The organism is Paenibacillus sp. FSL H8-0104 (genome assembly GCF_038050215.1).
Taxonomy (GTDB): domain Bacteria; phylum Bacillota; class Bacilli; order Paenibacillales; family Paenibacillaceae; genus Paenibacillus; species Paenibacillus amylolyticus.
In genome coordinates this window covers 178,239-200,237 of record NZ_JBBOTC010000002.1, presented here as the reverse complement: position 1 = coordinate 200,237, position 21,999 = coordinate 178,239, and the positions used below count along the sequence as shown (strand labels likewise).

The window sequence follows — 21,999 nt, the reverse complement described above, 5'->3', positions numbered from 1 at the left end:
TTACGGATGCATATTTTGGGAATATCCGTTTACCCGTCTCAATATTGATTGATGTGGTGATCGAGCCATCCTTGACTTTTAATGCATATTGAATCGTTGCGATCGGATCAGGTGATCCTTATCACAAGCCTACACAGCAGTAAACAAAGCCTTTGTCCATAGACGAAGGCTTCATTTACTTTAACTTTATTCTGAGAACAAGTTAATTATTTTTGAATGAAAGCCCTGGAAATACAGCATAGGAATTGATATCTACAGTGCTTACCCGTCCCCAATTTTGTATTTTTCCTTTCACAATATCAAAATCCCAGATCTCTTCGCTTAGCTTCTCTTCATTAGATATAACCCGCACACGTACCTTGATACCATTTTTAGTAGTTTGGGCATCTATAATATTATAATCTATAATAGCCGGATAAATCCCACCAATCGGGATCATATCAAATCCATCAACTGTAACTGATTTGATTAACTCATCATTACGACTATCATAAGCAGCGATATAGACCGCAATAAGATTTTTAACGCCAGACCAACTACTTCCGCTTAGATCAAGTTCTTCTTTCCATACATCGTCCTGCTGAGGCTGATTGTTATCTGTAATGGTAACAGTTTGATTTTTTTGATTCCAACTTACATTAGCGCCTAATGCTTTTGAAACAAAACTGATAGGCACCATCACTCGGTTATCAATCATTCGTGGTGCTACATCAGGAGTAAGAGCTTGATTATCTACTACAATTTTAATAGTCCCTTTTGCAAAAGCTAGTCCTACTAATGCAGTAAGTGAAATAACGATTACAAAAAAGGGAATCAGAATTCTCTTCTTCATATATAACATCCTCCTCAAAATTAATTGGTTAAATGGCCTTTATATAGCCATTGATCCCCAGTTTTCACAAAATCAATATAGATGGCAACATTTCCATCATCTACTTTTGCCAAAAATAATTGAACCTCATTCTCACTCACTGGATCAAATCCGCGATACTCTAGGTTCCCTAACTCAATTGGTGATAAGAGAGAAACATTTTGCTTAGATTCATCATCTTGTAAAGTATACGTATCGTCCTGATCATCCCACGCTACTTCAGGGACAGATAATGTTGCCAAGGCTTCGTAATCTTTATTATTCATAGCGTCAATTATCCTGAATGCTGCATTCAAAGGGCCTCTAACTGTACTCATATCCATTTCATTCAAAGTATTCTGAGCCGCTTCTAATTCATCCTTAAGTTGATTGTTTTCCGCTTGAAGATCCTGAATTCCCTGATCATCTTGGGTAACAGGTAAATCTTCATTAGAATTATCACAAGCAGCCAATGCGAAAGCAAAAATAAACATCAATACAAATCTTCTCATTATATACCTCCTTGAATCAGTTGCCCTATATCTTGATAAACGAGCAATGAGCAAGTTTAGTTACACTAACCTGCCCGTTAACTTAAGAAAGCAGCCGATCATAATGACCGGCTGCTTTGTTGGTTTTATTGAGCCATCGGTTCTTTTAGTTTAACTTTTCTCCACAATCTATCCTTACCCTGACAGATCACACCTACACCTAGAATTTGTTTTTACTAAACTCAGGTAGTTTTAACGTAAATCCCAAATGTGAATCTTTGAAATCTTCATTGTTTGGTTTAGGCAATACAATTGTCAGCAGTCCGTCTTCAAATACATGTTCTGGTAGAGCTGCAGTTGTAAACTCATTACCTTTAAGTTTGATTGGGAGTACCATTAGAACCTTGCTATTGTCTGTACTGGTGATGAATACCTCTAAGGTCTCTTCGTAAGAATCAAATGGTGAAAAACTGATACTCAAGCTACGATTATGGTTTAGTACAGCTTTTACACCCTTGTACGTTGCACGATAGGAGCTGTTCTGCGTAAATGGAGTCTCTGTTGTAACAAACCCATCAGATCCATCCTCGGACTTTTTAAGCCGTTTTAGGATGGCTTGAAATTCAAGAGGTTCCCCCTTCATAGCAGCTTCTGTCTTTCTCAATTCGTCACTAATCTGGATCGTATAGCTAAACGCTCGCTTGCCTACCTGAGCTACTTTTAATCCCAGATCCTTATTCCATTGTCCCAGCGGAAGGAACACTTTACCATTAACAACAAGTCTCTTGCTCTGGCTCACAGCTAGTTTACTTGCTCGATCATTACGCTTAAATAGGTAATGCTTATCTTTCTCTTCATATTGGATATGGAATGCACTCATGAACTCCTTTAACGGAACGTAATAGAGTCCATTCATATAGAATGTGGGCTGTCCTTCATAATGAAGTACACCTTCACCAGACGTTATCGCAACTGGGAGTGTTAAAAAAAAGAGGTCATCATATGTAAAGGAATCCAAGTAATTCTCCCAATCTTGATATTGTGAGTACTCAATTTTAAAATGTTTTCCTTCCGGAATGTAGTAGAACGATGGCGGATAAGCACCTGGATTAGAAAAATAGTAGTCAATGATATAGAGATCATCTGAAAGCCACTGAATTCCTGTAACACCTGCATTATATAAAGAATTGTATTTCTGAACTTGTGCCATGGTTTTTAAATCATACACATATACCGTACTTGCCTTTGTCCGTTTAAAAGGGTTTGAAGGATCCACAATAATAACTAGATGCTTGCCACCAGGGGACACGAAGGTGTCCAATGATTGTGCCTTTCCTTTGAAGAAGGATATCGTTTTTCCGTTTCGAGTTCCAGATACATTCCATTGATACGGGGTGTTAATCTGAAAACTACTTTGGTTCCATTTTATTTTTGTGCCTCCTGCCATAAAGCTCTTGGAGGAAGCTTGCTTAGCATCATAAATTACGCTATTCTCAGTTACTTTTACTGCTTTACCTTTTACTCCGCCGAATTCGACGTTGTAACAGCTTGTATATTGGTATTTAGGACAGAAGACGCCAAATGTCTGAGAGGACGGAGCTGGTGAAAGACTAAAGCTGGTGTTGGTCACATCCTTGGAAGTGATAAGTCTACCTCCAGCCAACACTTGCTTGTTGTTTTCTAATGAGTAATATTGAAAACTGCCCTTTTCTGACTTCACGGAATACAATCCCAGCTGGGCTGCATCAAGATTTACCCTTTTCTCAGTAGGGATTTCTGTTACCTTTCTCAGAACGAGGTTGGAATAGTCAAATTCATAGATGATTTTGACTCCACTCTTTCCCTTTATGGTACTTTGTACTGCAACTGTGTAAGCCTTGATTCCCTTAGGTGTATCCACAACAATGCCATCCTGCTCATTGAAGCCGTTTGTGGAATCAAACTCGTAGTGTGATGGTAGCAACGCTGGATCGGTAAAGTTGTATTCGTTCATCTTTTGCATCCCGGTATCAAAACTGATCCGATTGGTTCGGATAGTAACTTGCTTGCTTTTTTCGTCAAAGCTGTAGGTTGACTTCTCTCTAATCTTATCTGTTCCTCCTTTAGCAGTCGGTGATTCAGTAATGTTCCCACTCACCCCCAAAGCATACGAATTACCTTCAAAAAGGGTGAATAGTGATATAATCAGCAGTACTACAGACGGTAAAAAAACTCTAGTAATCAATTTCATTATGTAGTTTCCTCTCCTATTCATGTGGTGCTTGGACATCATTCTTATATATTTGAGTTCCAGACTCATGTCAGAAGAGAAGTCTCTCTTCTCAAATTAGCCTATAACCCCTCCACTTTTATTATTTCATATCCAAATCCGTAAAACACCTATTGGGTATCGGTTACCTGGCACGGGCCTAAGGATGGTATGCGCTAGTCAATCTTAGGAGCAATGTAATAGTCTCATAATATGAAGGTAATCTGGTATTATACAACGGGCTCTGGGCTGGTATCTTGTCTGGGATTCCAGATGGACATTAGACTCCATAACAGACACTCATATAGAGTGCGACTTGGGTTACACCCGACAGATGACTGGAGCAGATATTTCAATCCACGCACTCTGTATGGAGTGCGACGACATGATTTGGTTGTTGCCGGTAATGATCTGCAATTTCAATCCACGCACTCCGTATGGAGTGCGACATGGCCCACTGGCGACAACATCGACACTCTGGCGTATTTCAATCCACGCACTCCGTATGGAGTGCGACTTTGCTAACTTTGCTGAAGGCATATTTGAGCACACAAAAATTTCAATCCACGCACTCCGTATGGAGTGCGACAGCGAAAAAAGACGTATCATCCCTATTACACAAATGATATTAACGTCTTTTCGGTATTTTAACTTCTCTAATTCCTTTGCTCAATCAACTTTGAGAATATTTCATTGCCAAAAGATCAAAAAATGGGTTTGTTCGACAAATTGTGAGGTGCGAATCCCCCGCGAAAATCATGTGAGCTTGGCATTCGCACCTGCTGCAGTATGAATAGATCACCCTTATCATAGGAATCTTTGGTTCCTACATGTTGGACTTTGCTTTTGTAATTATCACCTAAGTGTATAGCATCAAAGACTATCGGTCTCTTTATCCATTAACTCTTCTAGTTCATATCTTAAGCACCTGAACTACATAGCATCAAGTATACATTCAAACACCGAATTCTGCACTCGCTGACCGTGATTTACGCACTTTTGTGTCACTTATAGATAGCCTTCTTCGGCCTTCACTACCTATTTCATTCGTTACCAGCATAAGCAATCATTACACCTCACCAACTCCATACGGAGTGCGACAAGCAACAGTGGTAACACGCAACTGCCTGAATTTCAATCTACACAACATCGGAGCAGCAGGTTGGACATCTTTCTGGATCGCAACCTCCAACATCTGTTCGAATTGGACGTCACCTGGCGTCATATACTGGCGTAGACGAGTCAAAAATTCGAAACTTGTCGCTCATCCAGCATTCTAGGAACGCGTACTTGTCTTGGAAATGAGCATAGAACCACTAACCTGTCCGTTAGCCTAATCTCATTTGTTCCACAGTTGGTTTTAATTTTCCCGGGGCTATATATAATGCTTTCTTCTATCTTCTAAGACGGGCTCAACTTCAAGTGGACCGGGTATAGCCACATATTTATACTCTGCGTTATGACTATTCACTCTATCTGGATGCACCCTATACTTATCTGGGTTATTATTTAGATAATTGTTCACATAAGGGATACATGGGTGATCTACGAAGATCGCACTTTTTTCCAAACCCTTTTCATCAATTAAATAATCCATAATTCCATAGATCGAAGAATACTTAATACTTCGTAATCTTCGATCTTTTCGGCACCGAAAGTCATGAGGGAGTTCCTTTCTCTTAAAATACTCCTCAATGCTTTGTCCGTACTTCACTTCGAACTTTTTATATTCCAGATACCGATCCTGCCTACTTGGGGGCTGGTTCACATCTTTCTGAGAAACTGGTGTCTTCGGTAGTCGGTATTTTTTTGTGTGATCGAATAAGTACTCTTTATGTCGTCTAAGCAGCGGCAATCGAGCCTGAAGTAGACACTGAATCTCGCTTGGCAAATCCAGCTTATCCATATGCTCAAGAATAGACTGCGGCAAATTGATATCGTTCTGCTCAAATCTATGTAGTACCTCATCGAGTTCAATATTTATAGTATGTAGTCCCTTTGTTACGAGTCGTGCAATATGGTCAGGGATATCCAGTTCTCTTTGAAAGTGAGTCCTCCCGAGGCTAACGGAACGATTAGCACGTAAGTCTCTGAGAATGAACTCATAGCGTAATGACTTGCCACAAAGACACGTTACACGATCGCTGACCTCACCATGGTCGATAAAACCGTCAAAAGCATAGCGTTCAGTCCCTTTGTGCGAAGCGAGCACATTCGCAAAGTAAGACTTTTGAGATAGCTTTGAAAATACCCGCAATGCGTTTTTTTGGGGTTGAGTAAGTTTCAGTATAATTTCATGTCTTTCTTTAGAAGTCAGATACATGGTTGCTCCTCTCCCATCTCTTTGGCCCAACTGGCTTGAAGGCAACTATATACCATTTTTTCTCTCTTGAGAAGACATATGAAAACCACTTATTTTCACACGCTTTATCGATGAAAATAAGAATTTTGTTTGAAAAATAAAAGGATACATCATCTTACCATTGGACGGATTTTGAAGTGTAATGCCCGTTAGAGAACAAAAGCAGCTGATCACGTGGATCCGCTGCTTTAATCGTTCTATGATGCTATTAATTCCAAAAACAGCTTACGGCTGAGGAACAGCAGCGAGTTTAGCTAGAGGTTTTTATACAATTTATTACGAGCATGTTTTAATAGTTTATCGTACAATACTTCGCGATAATAAAGATTCACTTCTTCCATATATTCAATCCGTCGACGATCCGCTAAAGAAAGTAGCTCCTCAACACGATTAAAAGATGGATTATGAGTCCCTACTTCCTGGTAAACCTTCTCGCAAAGAGGAAACATTTCACGAAAAATCTCCTCATAACATTCCGCAAATTCAGGTTTGTTTTGTTTAACGAAAATTGTTGAGATATCAATATTAACTGCTTGTCTTAAAGCTCTAGGATAATAATTTTCTTGGTGAATATGTTGAAAATCAACAGCTTCTTCCTCAAACAAATAAAAGAATGAATTTGTTGCGAATATCCAAAACCGAAGTAAGTCATTAGCACTCCGTATTATTGGAAGATTCTGATCAAGATCAACGGACATGAATTTCCCAAATGAGCGTAATGTAGCATAAGCATCCGCGTCCATCTCTAGTGTTCTGCTTTCTAAGTGTTCCTCGTAGTCCAAATTCCTTTCAATCATTTTTCTGAATGGTCTAGAACAAGAATCAAATTCTAAGTGGCCGTGATAAAGGTGACCTAATTCATGAAGAATAATAAATTCGACTGCCAAAAACATCAGCACTTCTAACAATATATGTCGTTGCTTCTTTTCAACCACCCATTCAAAAATTCCGGTATTCAATGCTTTTGTAAAGTATGCTTCTAATTGATGAACTGTCCCGATATTCAAACCTATTACATCCGTTTTTTCATATATAAAGGCGAATGCATTTATCTCTGGGTTGTTGATATAAACAAATTCAAATTTGTGATCATGACTTCGAACTAATGCCTCAGGTTCATTGGCTGACTTCAGATGTTCGTAAGCCAAATTTTTATAGCTATCGTACACATATGAATTCGTAAAACCCGATGTATCAAGAATCGGATCTTCTCCATGATCCTTTAGGTATGTATACAAGTTGTTTGACATGTCATCTCCCCCTAACTCTTGTGCGTTCATCTATTGAGTCTATTACAGCTAATCTGAATCTGTATAGGGAAGAACAACGTTCGTATTATTCCTCTCTCTTACGGAAGATATATTTCCCATCTCTCTCAAGCCTAATATTTTTTCTTTCCTCAAGCATTGTCAACATTTTATATACGATGGAATAACTCCTCTCAAAAAGATTCGTGAGTGTTATCTCACCTCAACATTTTCTTGGCGAGTGTGATACACCGGTCTGGAATATGCAAAAAAGAAACTCGTTCCAGTGGGCTACTTCATTTCCAAAAAGCAGTGTTTTCCTACTGCTTGCCCTGTATAATGTACTAGATGACCTACGTAAATGACAAGGAGAGATACAATGGACCAGGATAGACAGCTTATAGAATCGGACATGGATTACATCATGGAACGTATTATGACCACAGAGGAAGCTGCGGAAGCTTGGGGTCTCTCTCCTGTTCGCATTAAGCATCTGTGCAGTAATGAGAAAGTTGTAGCACGTAAACGTGGCAAAACATGGCTAGTGTATAAAAACCAACCTAATCCAAAGCAAAAAGAGAGTGATTGAGATGACTAGACAAAAGAAGAAGAAAAACAATTCGATGCTCATCATGTGTATTTTATCAATATTCACTTCTGTAAGCTGTATGTTTATAGAAACCAGTAATGCATTTACAGGAGTAATCGTAAAGATAATCTGTTCTATTACTATTCTTTTATCTATATACAATTTATACAAATTCGGTAGACATAGCTAACAGTACATAAAGCCTAGCTATAATGGTTGTACGATATCGTGGATGATATGGATCAGTAGCTTAGAAGAAAGAACCCCGTTAGGCATAATATATGCGCCCTAACGAGATTCCTTTAAGTGAGGGGTATTTGAGAGAAAGAGACCACCTTTAGATTTGATTTAATCATCATTCAGGGGGCATCTAAACTAATCTTTAATATTTTTTCTTTTTATCTAATTGCATTAACATTTTTTCTCTTCTTGTTCGGTTATCTTTGAATATTTGCTCCTGATTCTTATGAGCCACTTTCTGAGGTTTTTGTAAAAAGGGTAAAATTTTATTTGTTTTCATTATGTACTAGCCTCCACATATCAAGTTTCCCAATGGCCGGACAGATCCGAATAATCTCTGCTTGGCTTGCTTGCGGACATTTCAGATTGAATCGATAGCCGGATCGGTTGATCACATACGTAAAGATGGATTTATCAACTTACGCGGGAAAATCCTCTACTTTACCCTCCCGCTGTCTTCGGCCACAGTTCCCGGATCTTTTATTTTTTGTGATGGGGCAGTAACCCCCGCCTCCCCCTGACTGAGAAGACAAATATATTGATTTTCCTTATACGCTGATTGAAACTCTTCAGAGTGGTTTTGCCCCATCTGAGTGAAAACTTTGGCTGTACCTGGTCTTAAGGGTTGTAGTTGGGCACCTTTTACTCCGATGATGTTGGGGTTAGAAATATTTTTTAGCTCTAGCTGTTTGTCTGAACTCTTCGCTTTTCTCATAAAGAACGTCAGGGTCAAGGTCCCCTTCATTGTCCCACTCTACAGCGCCAGCGTCTTCGATAACCCTAGCTGTCATAAGGAGTTCAACGTCATTGATCAACAAACGGAGATAATTTGCTGGTCAGATGTATGTTAGCATCATATATTCTATACTCTTCACCGTAATAAAGGATTAATTCAAATGTTTTTAGAGGATATACATTCTGAACTCTTTTGCCCATGTTATTCCTTCCCGCTAAATTTAGTCAATTTTGCGCTAGTCTGTCTGCATGATCAGTTGTGCTCAAGTGCGTTTGAATGCATTTGAATTCTTCCCTTTAAGAACTAATTACATATGGGGTGTATATAATGAAAAAATGTTAATGATTTGTCCTGTGGTTATTTACCATCTGAATCATCAACCTCTAGTTATAGTATATCATTCTCGGTTTTTTTGATGATTTACATAAAATCATCAAAATGATTAAGAAATGTATACTAATGTATATATTTTATCTTTTTCATGTAGTATTAACGATATTAAGGGTATAATAGATAAAAACATACCTAAAGGTGGTTTATACTCATGTTAAAGGCTAATGAGGTATTTATACCAGGAGCTTTTCCAACACATACCTACGTTACACGTTCATCACATACACTCCCGATTTCTTACGAATTGCGGTTAACTCAAGCATTAAGTACAACTGGTTACTTAACATCAATAATTGGGCCTTCTAAAACTGGAAAAACTGTCTTATGTGAGAGAGTGGTAGGTTTCCAAAGAATGATCTCACTATCTGGAGCAGATTTTAAAGGAAGTGAAGATTTTTGGTCTACAATAGCCAAAAAAGTTGGGATATCTTTAGAGAGCGGTTTAATAGACGAAAAATCTAAGGAAGGAAAAATTTCTTCTGGTCTCCAGGAGTCGAGAACAACATCCTTAACAGAATTCTATCGGTTAGGTAAGGATAAAATTATTGACTTCTTTAATCAGAATGACTTAGTGCTAGTTTTAGATGATTTTCACTACGCACCAGAGGCGATCCAGTTGGAAATGGCACATCAATTAAAAGATGCCATAAGGCAACGATTTACGACTATCGTTATTTCGCTTCCCTTCAGAGCAGACGATGCAATACGAAAAAATCCTGATCTGAGTGGCAGGCTTAGTCTAATAAACATTGAACCTTGGAATCAAGATGAATTAAGCGAAATTGCAATTACAGGATTTAAAGAGTTAGGTATGGAAATTGATATGTCATATGCAAAAAGTATGGCCGTCGAAAGCCTCGCTTCCCCTCAATTAATGCAAGCTATTTGTCTAAATCTTTCTCTAATTTTAGACATTGACAATAATAAGGATATAACAATTGAGGGACAGCAGCAGCTTATTAATGCATATAGATTAACATCTAGTAACCTTTCTTATGAGGAAGTCATTCGAAAGTTAAAGTTAGGGCCTTCGACAAGAGGAAATAAGAGGAAAGCTTACGTACTAGCCGAAGGGAACGAGGCTGACATCTATGAATTGGTCTTAAAATCGCTGGCAATTGATCCTCCTTCTATTAGTATTTCCTTAGAGAATATGAAGAAAAGAGTCGATGAGCTTGTAGATTCTCAATCTGAAAAACCAACCATGCAGAAGATTAAGGAGACACTATCACAAGTCCAAGCTATTCTACAGAGTAATGAGACGATTTATCAAGTACTTGAGTATAAAGATGATACCGTTTATATATTAGAACCTCTCTTCTTATTCTATCTACGTTGGGGAGTGCAATGATGGTTGCGAAAGTGCATTTTATCGGTGTCAAAGATGAGATCATTCAAAATATTCAGTCTCAGATTGAAGAAGGCTTGGCATTACAATCTAATGGTAATGATATGGAAATCAAGTTTGAATCTTGGGTGGCTTCAACCATTAGGATGCTTAATCAGACCTTTTCGGAAGATTCCATTGCAAGCGAATTTGCTATCCAAAGTATGGTATCGAAATCCCCAGGGGCCAGAGGCGCATTCTCAGGCCATCAGGTTAGTCTAAACATGGGGATTGCACACTTAGAAGGGTTGATTAGAGATATTGAGAAAGGCTATTTTGATAACGTTCCTCAAGAAGTGCTGAGGGATAATACGAGTCTTTATGATCCCATAACCTTTCATCGAATTATTTCCAGCATCATGCTCAATTTCATGAAGCATGTAGAGGAAATGTATCAAAAGCCTGTACACGGTAACGGTGGATTAAAAAAGGAAGATCTTGATAAGGTTGCTCTCGTAAATGAGTATGATGTCCAACGTATGTTATTCTCTTTGATCCGCCCTATTTTTCCGGATGCAAGACTTGAGGCAGACCAGGATGCCGGATACAAGGGAATCCGTTATGATATCTACTTGGGCAGCTATGATACTGTCATTGAAGTTAAGTGCACGAGGAAAACGATGAGAGAACGTGACTTATCCGAGGAGATAGGTTCCGATGTCTTCCACTATCCCCATAAGAACGTCTATTTTTTCATTTACGATAAAACAAAACTAGTCACAAACGTCGATGCATTTACAAAAAGATATTCTACCCCGCATGATGGAAAGAATATAAAGACTATTATTATCCAACCTCTCGTCATGTAAGGAATGAGGTGGCAACCTAGTGAGGTTGCCTTTTTTTATAGTGGGCCAGGTATCGCGAAACGGGGTGGCTGTACCGTCGTTTTTAATTTTTATAACTAAATCATCGTAACACTACTGCTATTTAAAACTAATTGCAAAGATGGTCGTTAAAGAAAGAAGCGGCAATCTAAGAATTGAAAAAGTCATAGATTGCCGCTTCTAATTGGATCTAATATCAAAAATAATAAAACATTAAACTGGAATATTTGTTTCATAATAGTCGAGAATATCGAGAATCAAGTTATTTAGTTCTTTTAAATATGTTTCTAATTCACGAATTTTATTTATTTCATCTTCTTTGTTTTTAAATGACCCGGTATGTACAAAATCACTTCTCATGCTATAACACTCTTTGAAGAAAATAAGTACATCCTTACCTAGATATTGCTTTTCAATACCGCATTTTACGATCAAGTTTCGGCATTTCTCACCTATGCTCTTTTTCTTAAGAGCGCCAATATCACTCTTTATTCGATTTATATATTTTTCAAGTTCAGCATCTGGGAGCTTTGACTTAATGTTATCTTTTTTAATCATTTTATTAAGTTGACTGATGATGTTACAATATTCTTCGTCTTTACGTTGCTCTTCTGGCACCAATGACTCAATTGCGCTAATCTTCAAAATAAAACTAACTCTCAGATCATTGACAACATTACTTGAGTTTATTAGTGAATAGGCGGTCTTAAGTTTGTCGTCTTCTTTATAGTCCACCATGTCAATAATTGGAGGCGGTATTTTCTTTAAAATTTGTATTTCTTGTCCTACAAATTTGACTTCGGAAATATCTTCATTGAAATGGTATATGCTCAATCCTAATATATCATTTTCCACTGTTTTATTAGTCAATTCAGGAAATTGCAACTTCATAATCTCTATGCCTTCTTCTGTTAATCCCCCAGTCATAAATGATTTTTGAGTTGTATCCAGAACCCGAAGTCCACCAGAAATATTTATAGGAATCCCAAGTTTAATAAAGCTCTTTTTCACATTAAAATAGAGCTTTTCGCCCTCTAGGAAAGCAATTTCTTTATTATCAAACCCGCCAAGGGTATATACAATCTGCACGTTCTCAAGTTCGCGCTTAACTTTAATCTTGCATACAGCGTCTTTTGTTTGAAACAAAATTTGCTCACCTTTAATGTCGAGGTCATAGTTATCCATAAGGAATAAACTAATTCGTACATAGAACATGGCAAGTATCACAATCCTCTCATTATCATCTTATTATTGAGTTCAATATACCATTTAAATGTCATCAGGTAATCGTACTACACACCCAGAAAACGCGCTGTTCGGTTTATTTAAAAGGATGGCATTACTTGGTGCTTCGGTCTAAACGATCAAAGTTATCATTTGCAAATTCAATGTTTTCCATGAGGTCAGTAAATGGACGGAAATCATGAATGTTAACTTTCACCAATATCATACTACCATGTTCTTTAAGAAAGAAACCTTTGTGACGATCGTTTTCTTCAGATTTTGGCACAATGAATGTCCAGGCGTAACCTCCAAACATAATGATATAAGCCATACTATGTATTAGTCCCGGTCGTTTATAAACTCTACCGTTAGTAATGAACTCATCGCATCTAAGGTTATCATCATCTGGGTCCATCAAGACTACGCCCACTATAGGAATAACGGATTCTGCAGGCGCTTGCCCACTTTTAATCGACTCCACAATAATAGCTGCTGTACTTTCATCTAATGTAATACCACCATGAAAGTTTTGAGCAATATGTGCCCTCCATAGAACGGAAAGTAGAAATATTTTGAGCCTATTGTAATCTAGTCCGGTCCAAATTATTTTCTCCTTATCCACATACGTCTCTTTATGCAAATCGTCTCTAATAACTTCAATTCCATACTTATCATATTTATTGCCTATAACATCACTATCACATTCTTTACATAAAAGCTTTTCTCTCTGACCCTTTTGCATTGTAATAAATGTACCTCTTGACTCTGATGAAAAATATACTCTTCGTTTATCATCATAAATCTTCTTATAAAACCCTTCAGGGACGATATGAGAATTTATTAGAATTTTATATTCACTACATAACCTACATTGTTGAAGCATTCGCTCTTCAGCCCCTCTGCTGAATTGAATTAGTTTCTATTTTTAGCTAATCACTCTCATTACTTTACCAGACCAATTTCCCCACAAGCTCATATCCATTCTCTTTCGACATACCTGGGATAATGATGTGGCCACTACATTATCTATTGTAGTGGCCACAATTCTATTTGAACATAGTGTTTAGTGCTGGATCAAGAGACAACATCCGGATAAGGAGCACAGTTGCCTCTGCTCTTGTAACCATTCCTTCAGGAACAAATTGATCAGCTTTCCGCCCCTCGATCAAGCCAGCAGCAAACGCCAATTCGATATTTCCCTGGTTCCAGGTATGATCAATATCGTGGAAAGGGACCGTCGTTGCTGTGAAGTTGTTAAGCTCAATAATTCTTCCAACCAACTCAACCGCTTCAGCTCGGGAAAGATACTGATCTGGCTTAAACGTACCATCCGCATATCCTTGAATAACTCCTTGCTCCGTGAGGTGGAGAATGCCCTCTTTAGCTCAGTGATTAGTCAGGTCGTCGTTAAACATTTTGGGTTGCGAGCTGCCTTCCGATGGCGAAAAGACGCGATCGATCATCATGCTAAATTCCGCTCTTGTGATAGCATGGTTTGGCCGAAAGCTTCCATCCGGATACCCGATTACACCCTGAACAGATTGGAGCTGCTGCACATATTGCTCTCCCTAATGACCAGGTAAATCAGTATAATCTCTACTTGGCTTGCTTGCGGTCATTTCCGATTGAATCGATTGTACTAAGCCGGATCGGTTGATCACATAGGTGAAGATTGACTTATCAAGCTTCTGCAGGTAATTCCTCTTCTTCAACCTCCCCGCCTTCTTCGGTCACAGTTCCCGAATCTTTTATATCTTGTGATGGGGCCGTGTAACCCCCGCCTCCCCCTGGCTGAGTAGGCAGAACTGTCGATTTAGCTTGTACACTGATTGAATACTCTTCAGAGAGGATTCCCCCAAACTGAGCGAATACTTCCACTGTACCTGGGCTCAAGGCTTGTAGTTGGCCATCTTGTATTCCGATGATGTTAGGATTAGGTTACTTTCTACGAAAAGCGCGGTTAAAAAGAAAATAAGTTCCATTCTTCTCTCTGTACACTCCAATAAAACATAGAACCACTAATTACGTTAGAAACACTGTACATACAAAGTCTTTTTTAATGAATCGTTACAGATCTATTCTAATCTATCGCTGTAACTGTATATTTGTTCCCGATATAACTCACTTCACACCCGAACTATTCAATTTTTTTGCGATAGAATCAGCACTCCGTATGGAGTGCGACATATGTGCCCATACAGTGTACAACAGGAGGTGTAGATTTCAATCCACGCACTCCATACGGAGTACGACGCTCTATTGGTTGTACTGGACATATAGGAGGGATAATTTCAATCCACGCACTCTATACAGAGTGCGACAGCGAAAAAAGACGTAACAAGGTTTCATTTCCATACCATTAATACGTGTTTCCGCTCTCTTTATCAATGAAAATCAGTCTCTAATCCAGATTATCGTTTCCAAAAGGTCACAAAAAAGACGTTTTCGACAAATTCCGAGGCGCGAATCCCCCAGGGAAATCATGTGAGCTTGGAGTTCGCACCTGCTTCAGACAGACTCATAACATTCTACAATATGAACCCAAATTCCGATGCCCGATCCTACATACACTCTGTTTAAAACCCCACATTGTTAAACAATCCGGATGACACAAGTCCTTTATACTCGCCACCCAGATCAATATCCTACTAAAACAATTTAATTTCCTTAAATCACATACACCTTTAGACCACATCGATCTGTCCACGGTCAGACATGTTTTCTGGCAGGTACGTTCATGGGACTACTTCAATTCTGATTTAGATCAAAGATTCCAAAGCATTGTACTACAAAACTAACGCAAGCCATTTGTAATTAACTCGCCGTACTCTATACAGAGTGGGACATCTGCCCGTTTGTAACCCTCTTCCTCCACCCAGCATTTCAATCCAGGCACCCCATACGTAGTGCGACGTCTGAACCGTGAAATCGATCATCTGAAATTATTTCAATCCACGCACTCGTATAGAGTGCGACTTGAACAACTCAAGGCAGACGTGAAGGCCCTTCAATTTCAATCCACGCACTCCATACAGAGTGCGACGATCCACTGTTGCAAGAGGCATCCGGTTTGATGGGGATTTCAATCCACGCACTCCATACAGAGTGCGACTGAGCCGCGCCGTATTGTTGTTGCTGGTATAACTTATTTCAATCCACGCACTCCATACAGAGTGCGACAGCGAAAAAGGACGTATCATCTCTATAACACAAATGATATTAACGTCTTTTCGGTATTTTAACTTCTTTAGTTCCTTAAATCGAACAACTTTGACAATATTTCGTTGCCAAAAGGTCACAAAATGGGCCTTTTCGACAAATTGTGAGGTGCGAATCCCCCGGGAAAAACATGTGAGCTTGGCATTCGCACCTGCAACAGTATGAATAGATAAATTGGACTTTACTTTTGTAATTTTTCAACTAAGTGTTTAGAATCCAAGACTATCAGTCTCTTTATCCATTATTTCTTCTACTTTAAATCTTCAACGCCTGAACTACTTAGTAACAAGTATACAATCTGACAACAACTTATGCACTCGCTGAGCGTGATTTACATACTTTTGTGTCACTTAGATAGCTCTCTTCGTCCCTCATGCCTACATCAATTCAGAGGACCGCACGCACTCCATACGGATTGAGATCTCACCGGTTATCATTGCAGGATACTACTTGCATGCATCTTCTCAGATTTAAACATCCTTAAATCAATTTGGTATATAAAATGACGTAAAGGAGTTACCGACCCTTATTGATGAACCGTTTAAAGTAACGTCCTCAGAACGATATCGATTGATAGATTGAGCCATCCAATATCGCCTAGAAACACCCTTCTTGAAAAATCCAGATTTCACATAATCTACTCTTGGTAAGTTTATTATGCCATATTTGTTTACAGCTCCACTTGTAAAATTACTAGCCGCACCACTGGTTAAGCGATATCCAGTTGAGTTAGCTAATGCTAGATTGCTAAGATTATCGCCATTAGGGGTAACTGTTACTTCCATAAAAACCATGTAGCGATCTTCATCAATGAATCTGTCAAAATCTTTATCGATAAACATTTTTCCATACATATTTCTCACAGTCTACGAAGTAGGTGCATCGGCTATTATCATTCGATGGACTATCATTTCTCCAAGATTATTACGAAGAGAAAAGGGTTTCTCCGTTATTAAGTCAAAAGTATTTAAATAGTTCGCGTTCTCATATTTACTGTAAACAAAAGGCGTGGCAGAAGTCAGATTCGTTCCTGTCAGACCAACTTCGCGCATTTCATTCAGATCTTTATACGTATCTGCTTTGCTCTCTTGAACCTGTGAATAACGTGATAAAATAACAGCTGCTTCTGCACGTGTCGTTGATTTCCCTGGACCAAAGGTACCGTCTGGGTATCCAGCCATCAATCCTGTGCCCAAGACCACCGATACATAAGGGTATGCAGCCTTCTTCAAGCCGCCTTTATAGAACTCTGCCACAGGCACCAACGTGTTTTTTGTATCCTTCAACGCCTGTTTATAATCTTCATCTTTCGCTGCAAGTCCTGAACTAAGCCACTTCGCCATTTCTTCCCGCGTCAACGTCGTGCCTGGCTTAAATCCATTCGGGTAATCCGAAGGCATGATGAAACCAAGGGATACTGCACGATTTACTTCTGCCTCACCTCAGTGACCGTTCAGATCCTTAAACACACTCGCTTGCGTCGTTTCAGGCGTTCCTTTGGCCACTCGGGCAAGCAATACTGCAAATTCTGCGCGCGTCACTGTTGCTCCAGGTTTAAACGTGCCATCACTATATCCTTTGAAATAGCCTTTCGCCACGGCCTCATTGATGGAGGCTTTCGCCCAATGACTCGTAGGTACATCTTTAAAAGAGGTAACTGCAGCCTGACTTGTACTTTCTGTGAAAGGGTATATACCTATTACCATTACACCGCTTAATAAGAGTTGAGTTATTTTTTTCAATTTTTTCACGCTCCTTAGATAAACATCAGACTGTTTTTCCTGAGATAAGTTATGTAATTCTTTTGGAGATAACCTTTAATTGGATTCAACCTTTTGTCCTCAATCAATATAGAAGGCTCGCAACGAAAGAAACCTTAATGATTATCTTATTTTCCGTCACCCACTGTACACACTCCCTCATATCTGCAAGCACTATCTTAAACCTATCTCGCTATTCACTCTCATTACTCTGTCAGATCAATTACTACACAAGCTTAACCTCATCAAAGTATCCGTTCTTTCTTCCAACCTACCCCGGACAAAAATGTGGCCACTACATATCTAACATGTAATGGCCATAATTCTATTTTAACATAGGGCCCAGATCTGGATCGAGGGATAACATTCGGATCAGGAGTGTAGTCGCTTCTGCCCTTGTAACCAACCCATCAGGAACAAATTGATTGGCTTTCCGTCCCTGAATTAGACCAGCAGTATAGGCTAATTCGATTTTCTCTTGGTTCCAAGTATGATTAATATCGCGAAACGGGCTGGCAGTATTCGTGAAATGATTTAACTCAACAATTCTTCCCACAAGTTCAACCACTTCTGCTCTGGACAGATATTGATCTGGTTTGAAGGTTCCATCCGCATATCCACGAAGTACACCTTGCTCTGCAAGCTGAAGAATACCTTCTTTTGCCCAGTGAGTATCAACGTCTTTAAACAGTACTGGCTGAGGGCTTCCCTCGGATGGCGAGAAGACTCGGTCTAACATGATGCTAAATTCAGCTCTCGTTATGGCATTGTTTGGCCTAAAGCTTCCATCTGGATACCCTATGATACCTTGCAGGGAATGAAGCTGTTGAATATAGGGCCCTCCCCAGTGATCAGCCAGATCCCGGTAATTTACTTTTGAAGGTTTGCCCTCTGTTAGTTCAGATTGAATGGTTTTCACCAAGTTGGATCGATTAATAACAAACGTAAAAATGGACTCTACACCTTGCGTGGGCACGTCCCCTTCTACACTTTCGCCAACGTCTTCGGTTACATTGCCCGGATTACTTATTTCAGTTGATGGAGAAGTATATCCTCCGCTTCCCTCGGTATGAGTAGGCAGCTCAGATGCTTTAGTTTGTACTGTGATCGAATACTCATCTGAATGTATGTCCCCGATCGTGACGGATAATTTAGCCTTACCTGGTCTCAATGCTTTTAATTGGCCCTCTCTTACTTCAACAATGGCCGGATTAGTTAGCTCCCACGTTAATTTGCTTGTGATTTCGGCTGTTGAGGAATCCGGAAAAGTGGCCTGCACAACCGGTTTGTTCGTTTCACCGACGATCATCGTTTGAGGCAATCCTGTAATCTGCAGCTTAGAGATATCATCGTCCGTCAAGGCTAGGACAGTTACTGTATACGACTGTACCGACCCATCCATTGCATGAATGGAGTAAATGACAGGTGAACTAAAGTCATTCTTGGTTTCCCCACTTACTTGTAAGTGTCCCGCCACCTCTGCGGAAACTCCATCCATTGTAAAGGTAGCAACCAATTCTTGGAGGTCGGTCCCATAGGGCATTCGGACACTAACGGTATGGTAATCTTCATCGATCGTTCCTTCAACCTCATTGATCTGGAAAGAGTGTAGCTGCTTATTATGACTGGTATCTGGCTTAACTTCGACCTGGATATCAATTGATGCATCATAGTAGTTCACAGTTATTGTAGATAATCCATCACGATGAGAAAGCACCGTACCATCTGACGCAATCGATGCAACATCAGGGTTGGAGGAGTTGTAAGACACAATACGGGTCAGATCCGCTTTACCGTTGTTGGAGTAATGCCCTTGAATATGTAGCTGCCGGATCTCTCCCGCGATGAGCTGAAGAGAAGGATCTCTGCTGGTTAAGGATTGAATTGGACTAGCAAGTTCGGGACGGAAGTCACGGATGACGGGCTCCGCTTCTTTCCCAACGGGATAATAGTTGTTTGAGTCATTGGATATTTGCCAAATGGAATATCCTTTAAACCAACTGTCTCCACCAAAAACATCTTGGTACGCTTCAAACGCATTCCGTTGTATTTCTTCATTAGGAACATCAGAAACAACTGGGTTCCAAGGAGCTGATGTCCCATAATTTACACTAGGAATTCCAAGCTCTCCAAAAAATATATCCCTTCCCCATACATCTGCAAAAGACCGGATTTCATCGTGAATCTTTTGATGCCTTGCATGGATACTTGAACTATTCAAATCTGTAATCAACTCTGCTGTGCTCGGGCCAGGTTTATCACTTAATTCGAAGTAGGCAGCAATGGTGATGAAATCAATGTATCCAAACATCAGATTACTCTTTTTTTCGTTGTAAGCATTCATCGTAGAGGAGTCCCAATCTGCCGTAACCCACCAAGACGTTTTATATGTTAACCTCCCTGTATATTCCTCTTTTATGTAATTGAATACACCGCGCCAGTACCACAGGTTGGATTCAAGTTTGGTGTAACTTGACCCAGCGATCACAGCATAAACATCTTTAGGTATCGCTATTTCCTGTAATAACGTGAACCACACTACCGTCTTATAGTTCCAAAAAAATTCATTCATGTCGGACGGATCATATTCAACTTCTGTGACAGTACCACCCGCAATCCACGGATAGGCTTCTAAAATGACGTTTACGCCTCTCTCATTGAGTACATCGATGAGAGCCTTCGCATGTTCTACATCGCCTGGATGCATGCTTAATTCATGGCTATGAGGATCCAGAACATCAAAACGTACTGGTACGACGACCGTATTCAAACCAAGTTTGTCGATGTTCGCGATGACTCGATCCGTATTTTCCAAGTCATCAGGTAAAACGGTTCCCGATTTCATTATGAGAATAGGTTCTTCTTCTACTTTTGACACGACGGTGTAAATGGTTTTTACCAGTTTACCCACACGTACATTAATGAATGTTTCTCCTTCACTGATCGCATGAATCACTCCAGTTGAACTAACATCAGCAATCGTTGGATCTTGTGAATCAAAGGTAGCTCTTGGTATAGCATCTTCTATGTAGTAATCATTCGTTAGGACGGCCTGTGCCGTAATTTGCGTAGAATCACCGATCGTTAACATATTGTTTGGAACTTGTGCTTCCAGCCTCAGATAGTCGACAATGCTTATTGAAGTCGAAGTGGTTTCGCCGTATACATCTACTGTAACTGTAACATCTCCTGGGGCTATCCCGAGTAGTAGACCAGGAGTACTGATCGTACCAATGGTGGCATCACTGGAAACCCAATTACTTAACGCAGTCACATCTTCAACACTGCCATCGTCATGAGAACGTACTGCCTTCAACTGCCGCTCCTCACCTACTAAAATGTAGTCCGGTGTTCCATGTTCAATAACCAAATTTGAGGTCGATTCTTCTGCAAATGCAAGCTGAGTAAAAGAAATACCACCAGACTGAAATATCATTATGAGAACAGTAGCTAGTATCATCATTTTAGTATAACGTTTCATCAGATTCTCTCTCCTTCTCCGTCAAAAAAAACCATAAAATAAGGGATCCACTCTATCAATCCCGCTTTTAAATGGTAGTAGTCTTTATTATATGAAGCCTATCAAAACATCCTAAATAACCAGTCGAAGGACTTTGTTCTACACTTCTAATGTCAGATCATCAGCTCAACCTAGCTGTAACGCTTTAATACTCAAATGATAATTCACTTTCGCGACAACCTGCTTAGATCTTGTTTATCAGAGCTGGCATGCTCAGGAAGTTTATTACTGCTCTTTTTCTACATGTTCCACTTCATGTACTGGAACCACGTTTCAAGCATTAGACTCGAACGCTTTGCTTTCAATCTTTGCTATTAATTCTATGTAGACTCTTTATGCAGTACTCCAAATTCTCCTTTGTTACGACTATCCTCCTCACTTTTTACAAACTAATTACTACTACCAAATGAATTTATTATCTCTTAAATTATAATTAAAAAACACTGTACATACAACACTTTAATATGTATTTTTAAAATTAACAATAACAAAATGTATAACATTTACCGAAAAATAAGTGTTTTATTTTAGGTGTTAATTTAGATCGGGAGTCATTTTTTCTCATCATTATTATCATTTCGCAAAGTACTCCATTTTCATTAAGACCTAAACGAAATGACGTATCTCGGGGTTTTCTCGTATGTCTATTGCCCACCCTGCAGCAAAAAAAGCAGCTAACCCTTTTATACTAGAGGGTAGCTGCTGAGTGCTTTTCATGGTCTATTATATTGAATAACTTCTATGGCTCAATCGATACTTTGGCTGAATAGCTTCATCGCCTAAGCCGTGTATGATCTAATGTTGCAGTGTATACTTACTTACACTACTTGCTTCCCAATTCAAAACGTATACTACTCCGTTTCCTCCATAGTATATTAGTCCGTCTTGTACATCCATTTTGAAATT

At 39.4% G+C, this 21,999-nt stretch carries 20 protein-coding genes and 2 pseudogenes; 3 read left to right on the top strand and 19 right to left on the bottom strand.

The annotated features are described in order from the left end of the window. Nucleotides 1-202 precede the first annotated feature (202 nt). The 6 genes from NST38_RS31400 to NST38_RS31375 all read right to left on the bottom strand — a co-directional run bounded on the left by NST38_RS31400 (nt 203) and on the right by NST38_RS31375 (nt 7,201). Nucleotides 203-832: a copper amine oxidase N-terminal domain-containing protein gene (locus NST38_RS31400; protein ID WP_341344442.1), complete on the bottom strand. Its 630-nt coding sequence runs from the start codon at nt 830-832 to the stop codon at nt 203-205. A 20-nt stretch (nt 833-852) separates the two neighbouring features. Next, a complete protein-coding gene (locus NST38_RS31395; RefSeq protein WP_341344441.1) occupies nt 853-1,362 on the bottom strand; it encodes a hypothetical protein in 510 nt (169 codons plus the stop codon). Nucleotides 1,363-1,561: 199 nt separating this feature from the next. Then, nucleotides 1,562-3,571, bottom strand: coding sequence for a hypothetical protein (locus NST38_RS31390; RefSeq protein WP_341344440.1), 2,010 nt, complete (start codon nt 3,569-3,571; stop codon nt 1,562-1,564). 951 nt (nt 3,572-4,522) lie between these two features. After that, nucleotides 4,523-4,597 carry a CRISPR-associated endonuclease Cas2 gene (locus NST38_RS31385; protein WP_341344480.1) on the bottom strand — a complete coding sequence of 25 codons (75 nt, stop codon included), beginning with the start codon at nt 4,595-4,597 and terminating at the stop codon, nt 4,523-4,525. Nucleotides 4,598-4,964: 367 nt separating this feature from the next. After that, the gene (locus NST38_RS31380) at nt 4,965-5,912 is read right to left on the bottom strand and encodes a hypothetical protein (protein WP_341344439.1); all 948 of its coding nucleotides are present in this window, start codon (nt 5,910-5,912) and stop codon (nt 4,965-4,967) included. 293 nt (nt 5,913-6,205) lie between these two features. Further along, nucleotides 6,206-7,201, bottom strand: coding sequence for a hypothetical protein (locus NST38_RS31375; protein WP_341344438.1), 996 nt, complete (start codon nt 7,199-7,201; stop codon nt 6,206-6,208). Between the two features lie 376 nt (nt 7,202-7,577). On the opposite strand from NST38_RS31375, the gene NST38_RS31370 reads away from it, so the two are divergent. Beyond that, nucleotides 7,578-7,787 (top strand): helix-turn-helix domain-containing protein, encoded by a 210-nt coding sequence (locus NST38_RS31370; protein ID WP_341344437.1) that lies wholly within the window; start codon nt 7,578-7,580, stop codon nt 7,785-7,787. A 382-nt stretch (nt 7,788-8,169) separates the two neighbouring features. On the opposite strand, the gene NST38_RS31365 is transcribed toward NST38_RS31370, so the two are convergent. Together NST38_RS31365 and NST38_RS31360 are read right to left on the bottom strand one after the other, a co-directional pair. After that, on the bottom strand, nt 8,170-8,307 hold the full coding sequence (locus NST38_RS31365; protein WP_341344436.1) for a hypothetical protein: 138 nt from the start codon (nt 8,305-8,307) through the stop codon (nt 8,170-8,172). A 156-nt stretch (nt 8,308-8,463) separates the two neighbouring features. Further along, on the bottom strand, nt 8,464-8,742 hold the full coding sequence (locus NST38_RS31360; RefSeq protein WP_341344435.1) for a hypothetical protein: 279 nt from the start codon (nt 8,740-8,742) through the stop codon (nt 8,464-8,466). 565 nt (nt 8,743-9,307) lie between these two features. Here NST38_RS31360 and NST38_RS31355 point away from each other — a divergent pair. Beyond that, complete coding sequence (locus NST38_RS31355; protein ID WP_341344434.1) at nt 9,308-10,507, top strand: ATP-binding protein; 1,200 nt, start codon at nt 9,308-9,310, stop codon at nt 10,505-10,507. Further along, nucleotides 10,507-11,352 (top strand): PD-(D/E)XK nuclease domain-containing protein, encoded by an 846-nt coding sequence (locus tag NST38_RS31350; RefSeq protein ID WP_341344433.1) that lies wholly within the window; start codon nt 10,507-10,509, stop codon nt 11,350-11,352. The genes NST38_RS31355 and NST38_RS31350 overlap by 1 nt, the downstream gene beginning before the upstream one ends. A 231-nt stretch (nt 11,353-11,583) precedes the next feature. On the opposite strand, the gene NST38_RS31345 is transcribed toward NST38_RS31350, so the two are convergent. From NST38_RS31345 to NST38_RS31305, 11 genes and pseudogenes are all read right to left on the bottom strand, one after another. After that, nucleotides 11,584-12,555 (bottom strand): hypothetical protein, encoded by a 972-nt coding sequence (locus NST38_RS31345; RefSeq protein ID WP_341344432.1) that lies wholly within the window; start codon nt 12,553-12,555, stop codon nt 11,584-11,586. A 154-nt stretch (nt 12,556-12,709) separates the two neighbouring features. After that, on the bottom strand, nt 12,710-13,477 hold the full coding sequence (locus NST38_RS31340) for a hypothetical protein (protein ID WP_341344431.1): 768 nt from the start codon (nt 13,475-13,477) through the stop codon (nt 12,710-12,712). 163 nt (nt 13,478-13,640) lie between these two features. After that, nucleotides 13,641-13,874 (bottom strand): S-layer homology domain-containing protein, encoded by a 234-nt coding sequence (locus tag NST38_RS31335; protein WP_341344430.1) that lies wholly within the window; start codon nt 13,872-13,874, stop codon nt 13,641-13,643. Between the two features lie 18 nt (nt 13,875-13,892). Then, nucleotides 13,893-13,967: pseudogene (locus NST38_RS31730) on the bottom strand (S-layer homology domain-containing protein); the annotation flags it as partial. Between the two features lie 12 nt (nt 13,968-13,979). Continuing rightward, nucleotides 13,980-14,150: an S-layer homology domain-containing protein gene (locus NST38_RS31725; RefSeq protein WP_445933733.1), complete on the bottom strand. Its 171-nt coding sequence runs from the start codon at nt 14,148-14,150 to the stop codon at nt 13,980-13,982. A 124-nt stretch (nt 14,151-14,274) separates the two neighbouring features. Beyond that, a complete protein-coding gene (locus NST38_RS31330; protein ID WP_341344429.1) occupies nt 14,275-14,487 on the bottom strand; it encodes a hypothetical protein in 213 nt (70 codons plus the stop codon). Nucleotides 14,488-16,298: 1,811 nt separating this feature from the next. Continuing rightward, entirely contained in the window at nt 16,299-16,676 is a 378-nt protein-coding gene (locus NST38_RS31325) for a hypothetical protein (protein ID WP_341344428.1), read from the bottom strand. Nucleotides 16,677-16,679: 3 nt separating this feature from the next. Next, a complete protein-coding gene (locus NST38_RS31320; protein WP_341344479.1) occupies nt 16,680-17,156 on the bottom strand; it encodes an S-layer homology domain-containing protein in 477 nt (158 codons plus the stop codon). A 6-nt stretch (nt 17,157-17,162) separates the two neighbouring features. Next, nucleotides 17,163-17,234: pseudogene (locus NST38_RS31315) on the bottom strand (hypothetical protein); the annotation flags it as partial. 21 nt (nt 17,235-17,255) lie between these two features. Further along, complete coding sequence (locus NST38_RS31310; protein ID WP_341344427.1) at nt 17,256-17,564, bottom strand: S-layer homology domain-containing protein; 309 nt, start codon at nt 17,562-17,564, stop codon at nt 17,256-17,258. Nucleotides 17,565-17,898: 334 nt separating this feature from the next. Beyond that, on the bottom strand, nt 17,899-21,054 hold the full coding sequence (locus NST38_RS31305; RefSeq protein ID WP_341344426.1) for an S-layer homology domain-containing protein: 3,156 nt from the start codon (nt 21,052-21,054) through the stop codon (nt 17,899-17,901). Nucleotides 21,055-21,999 lie beyond the last annotated feature (945 nt).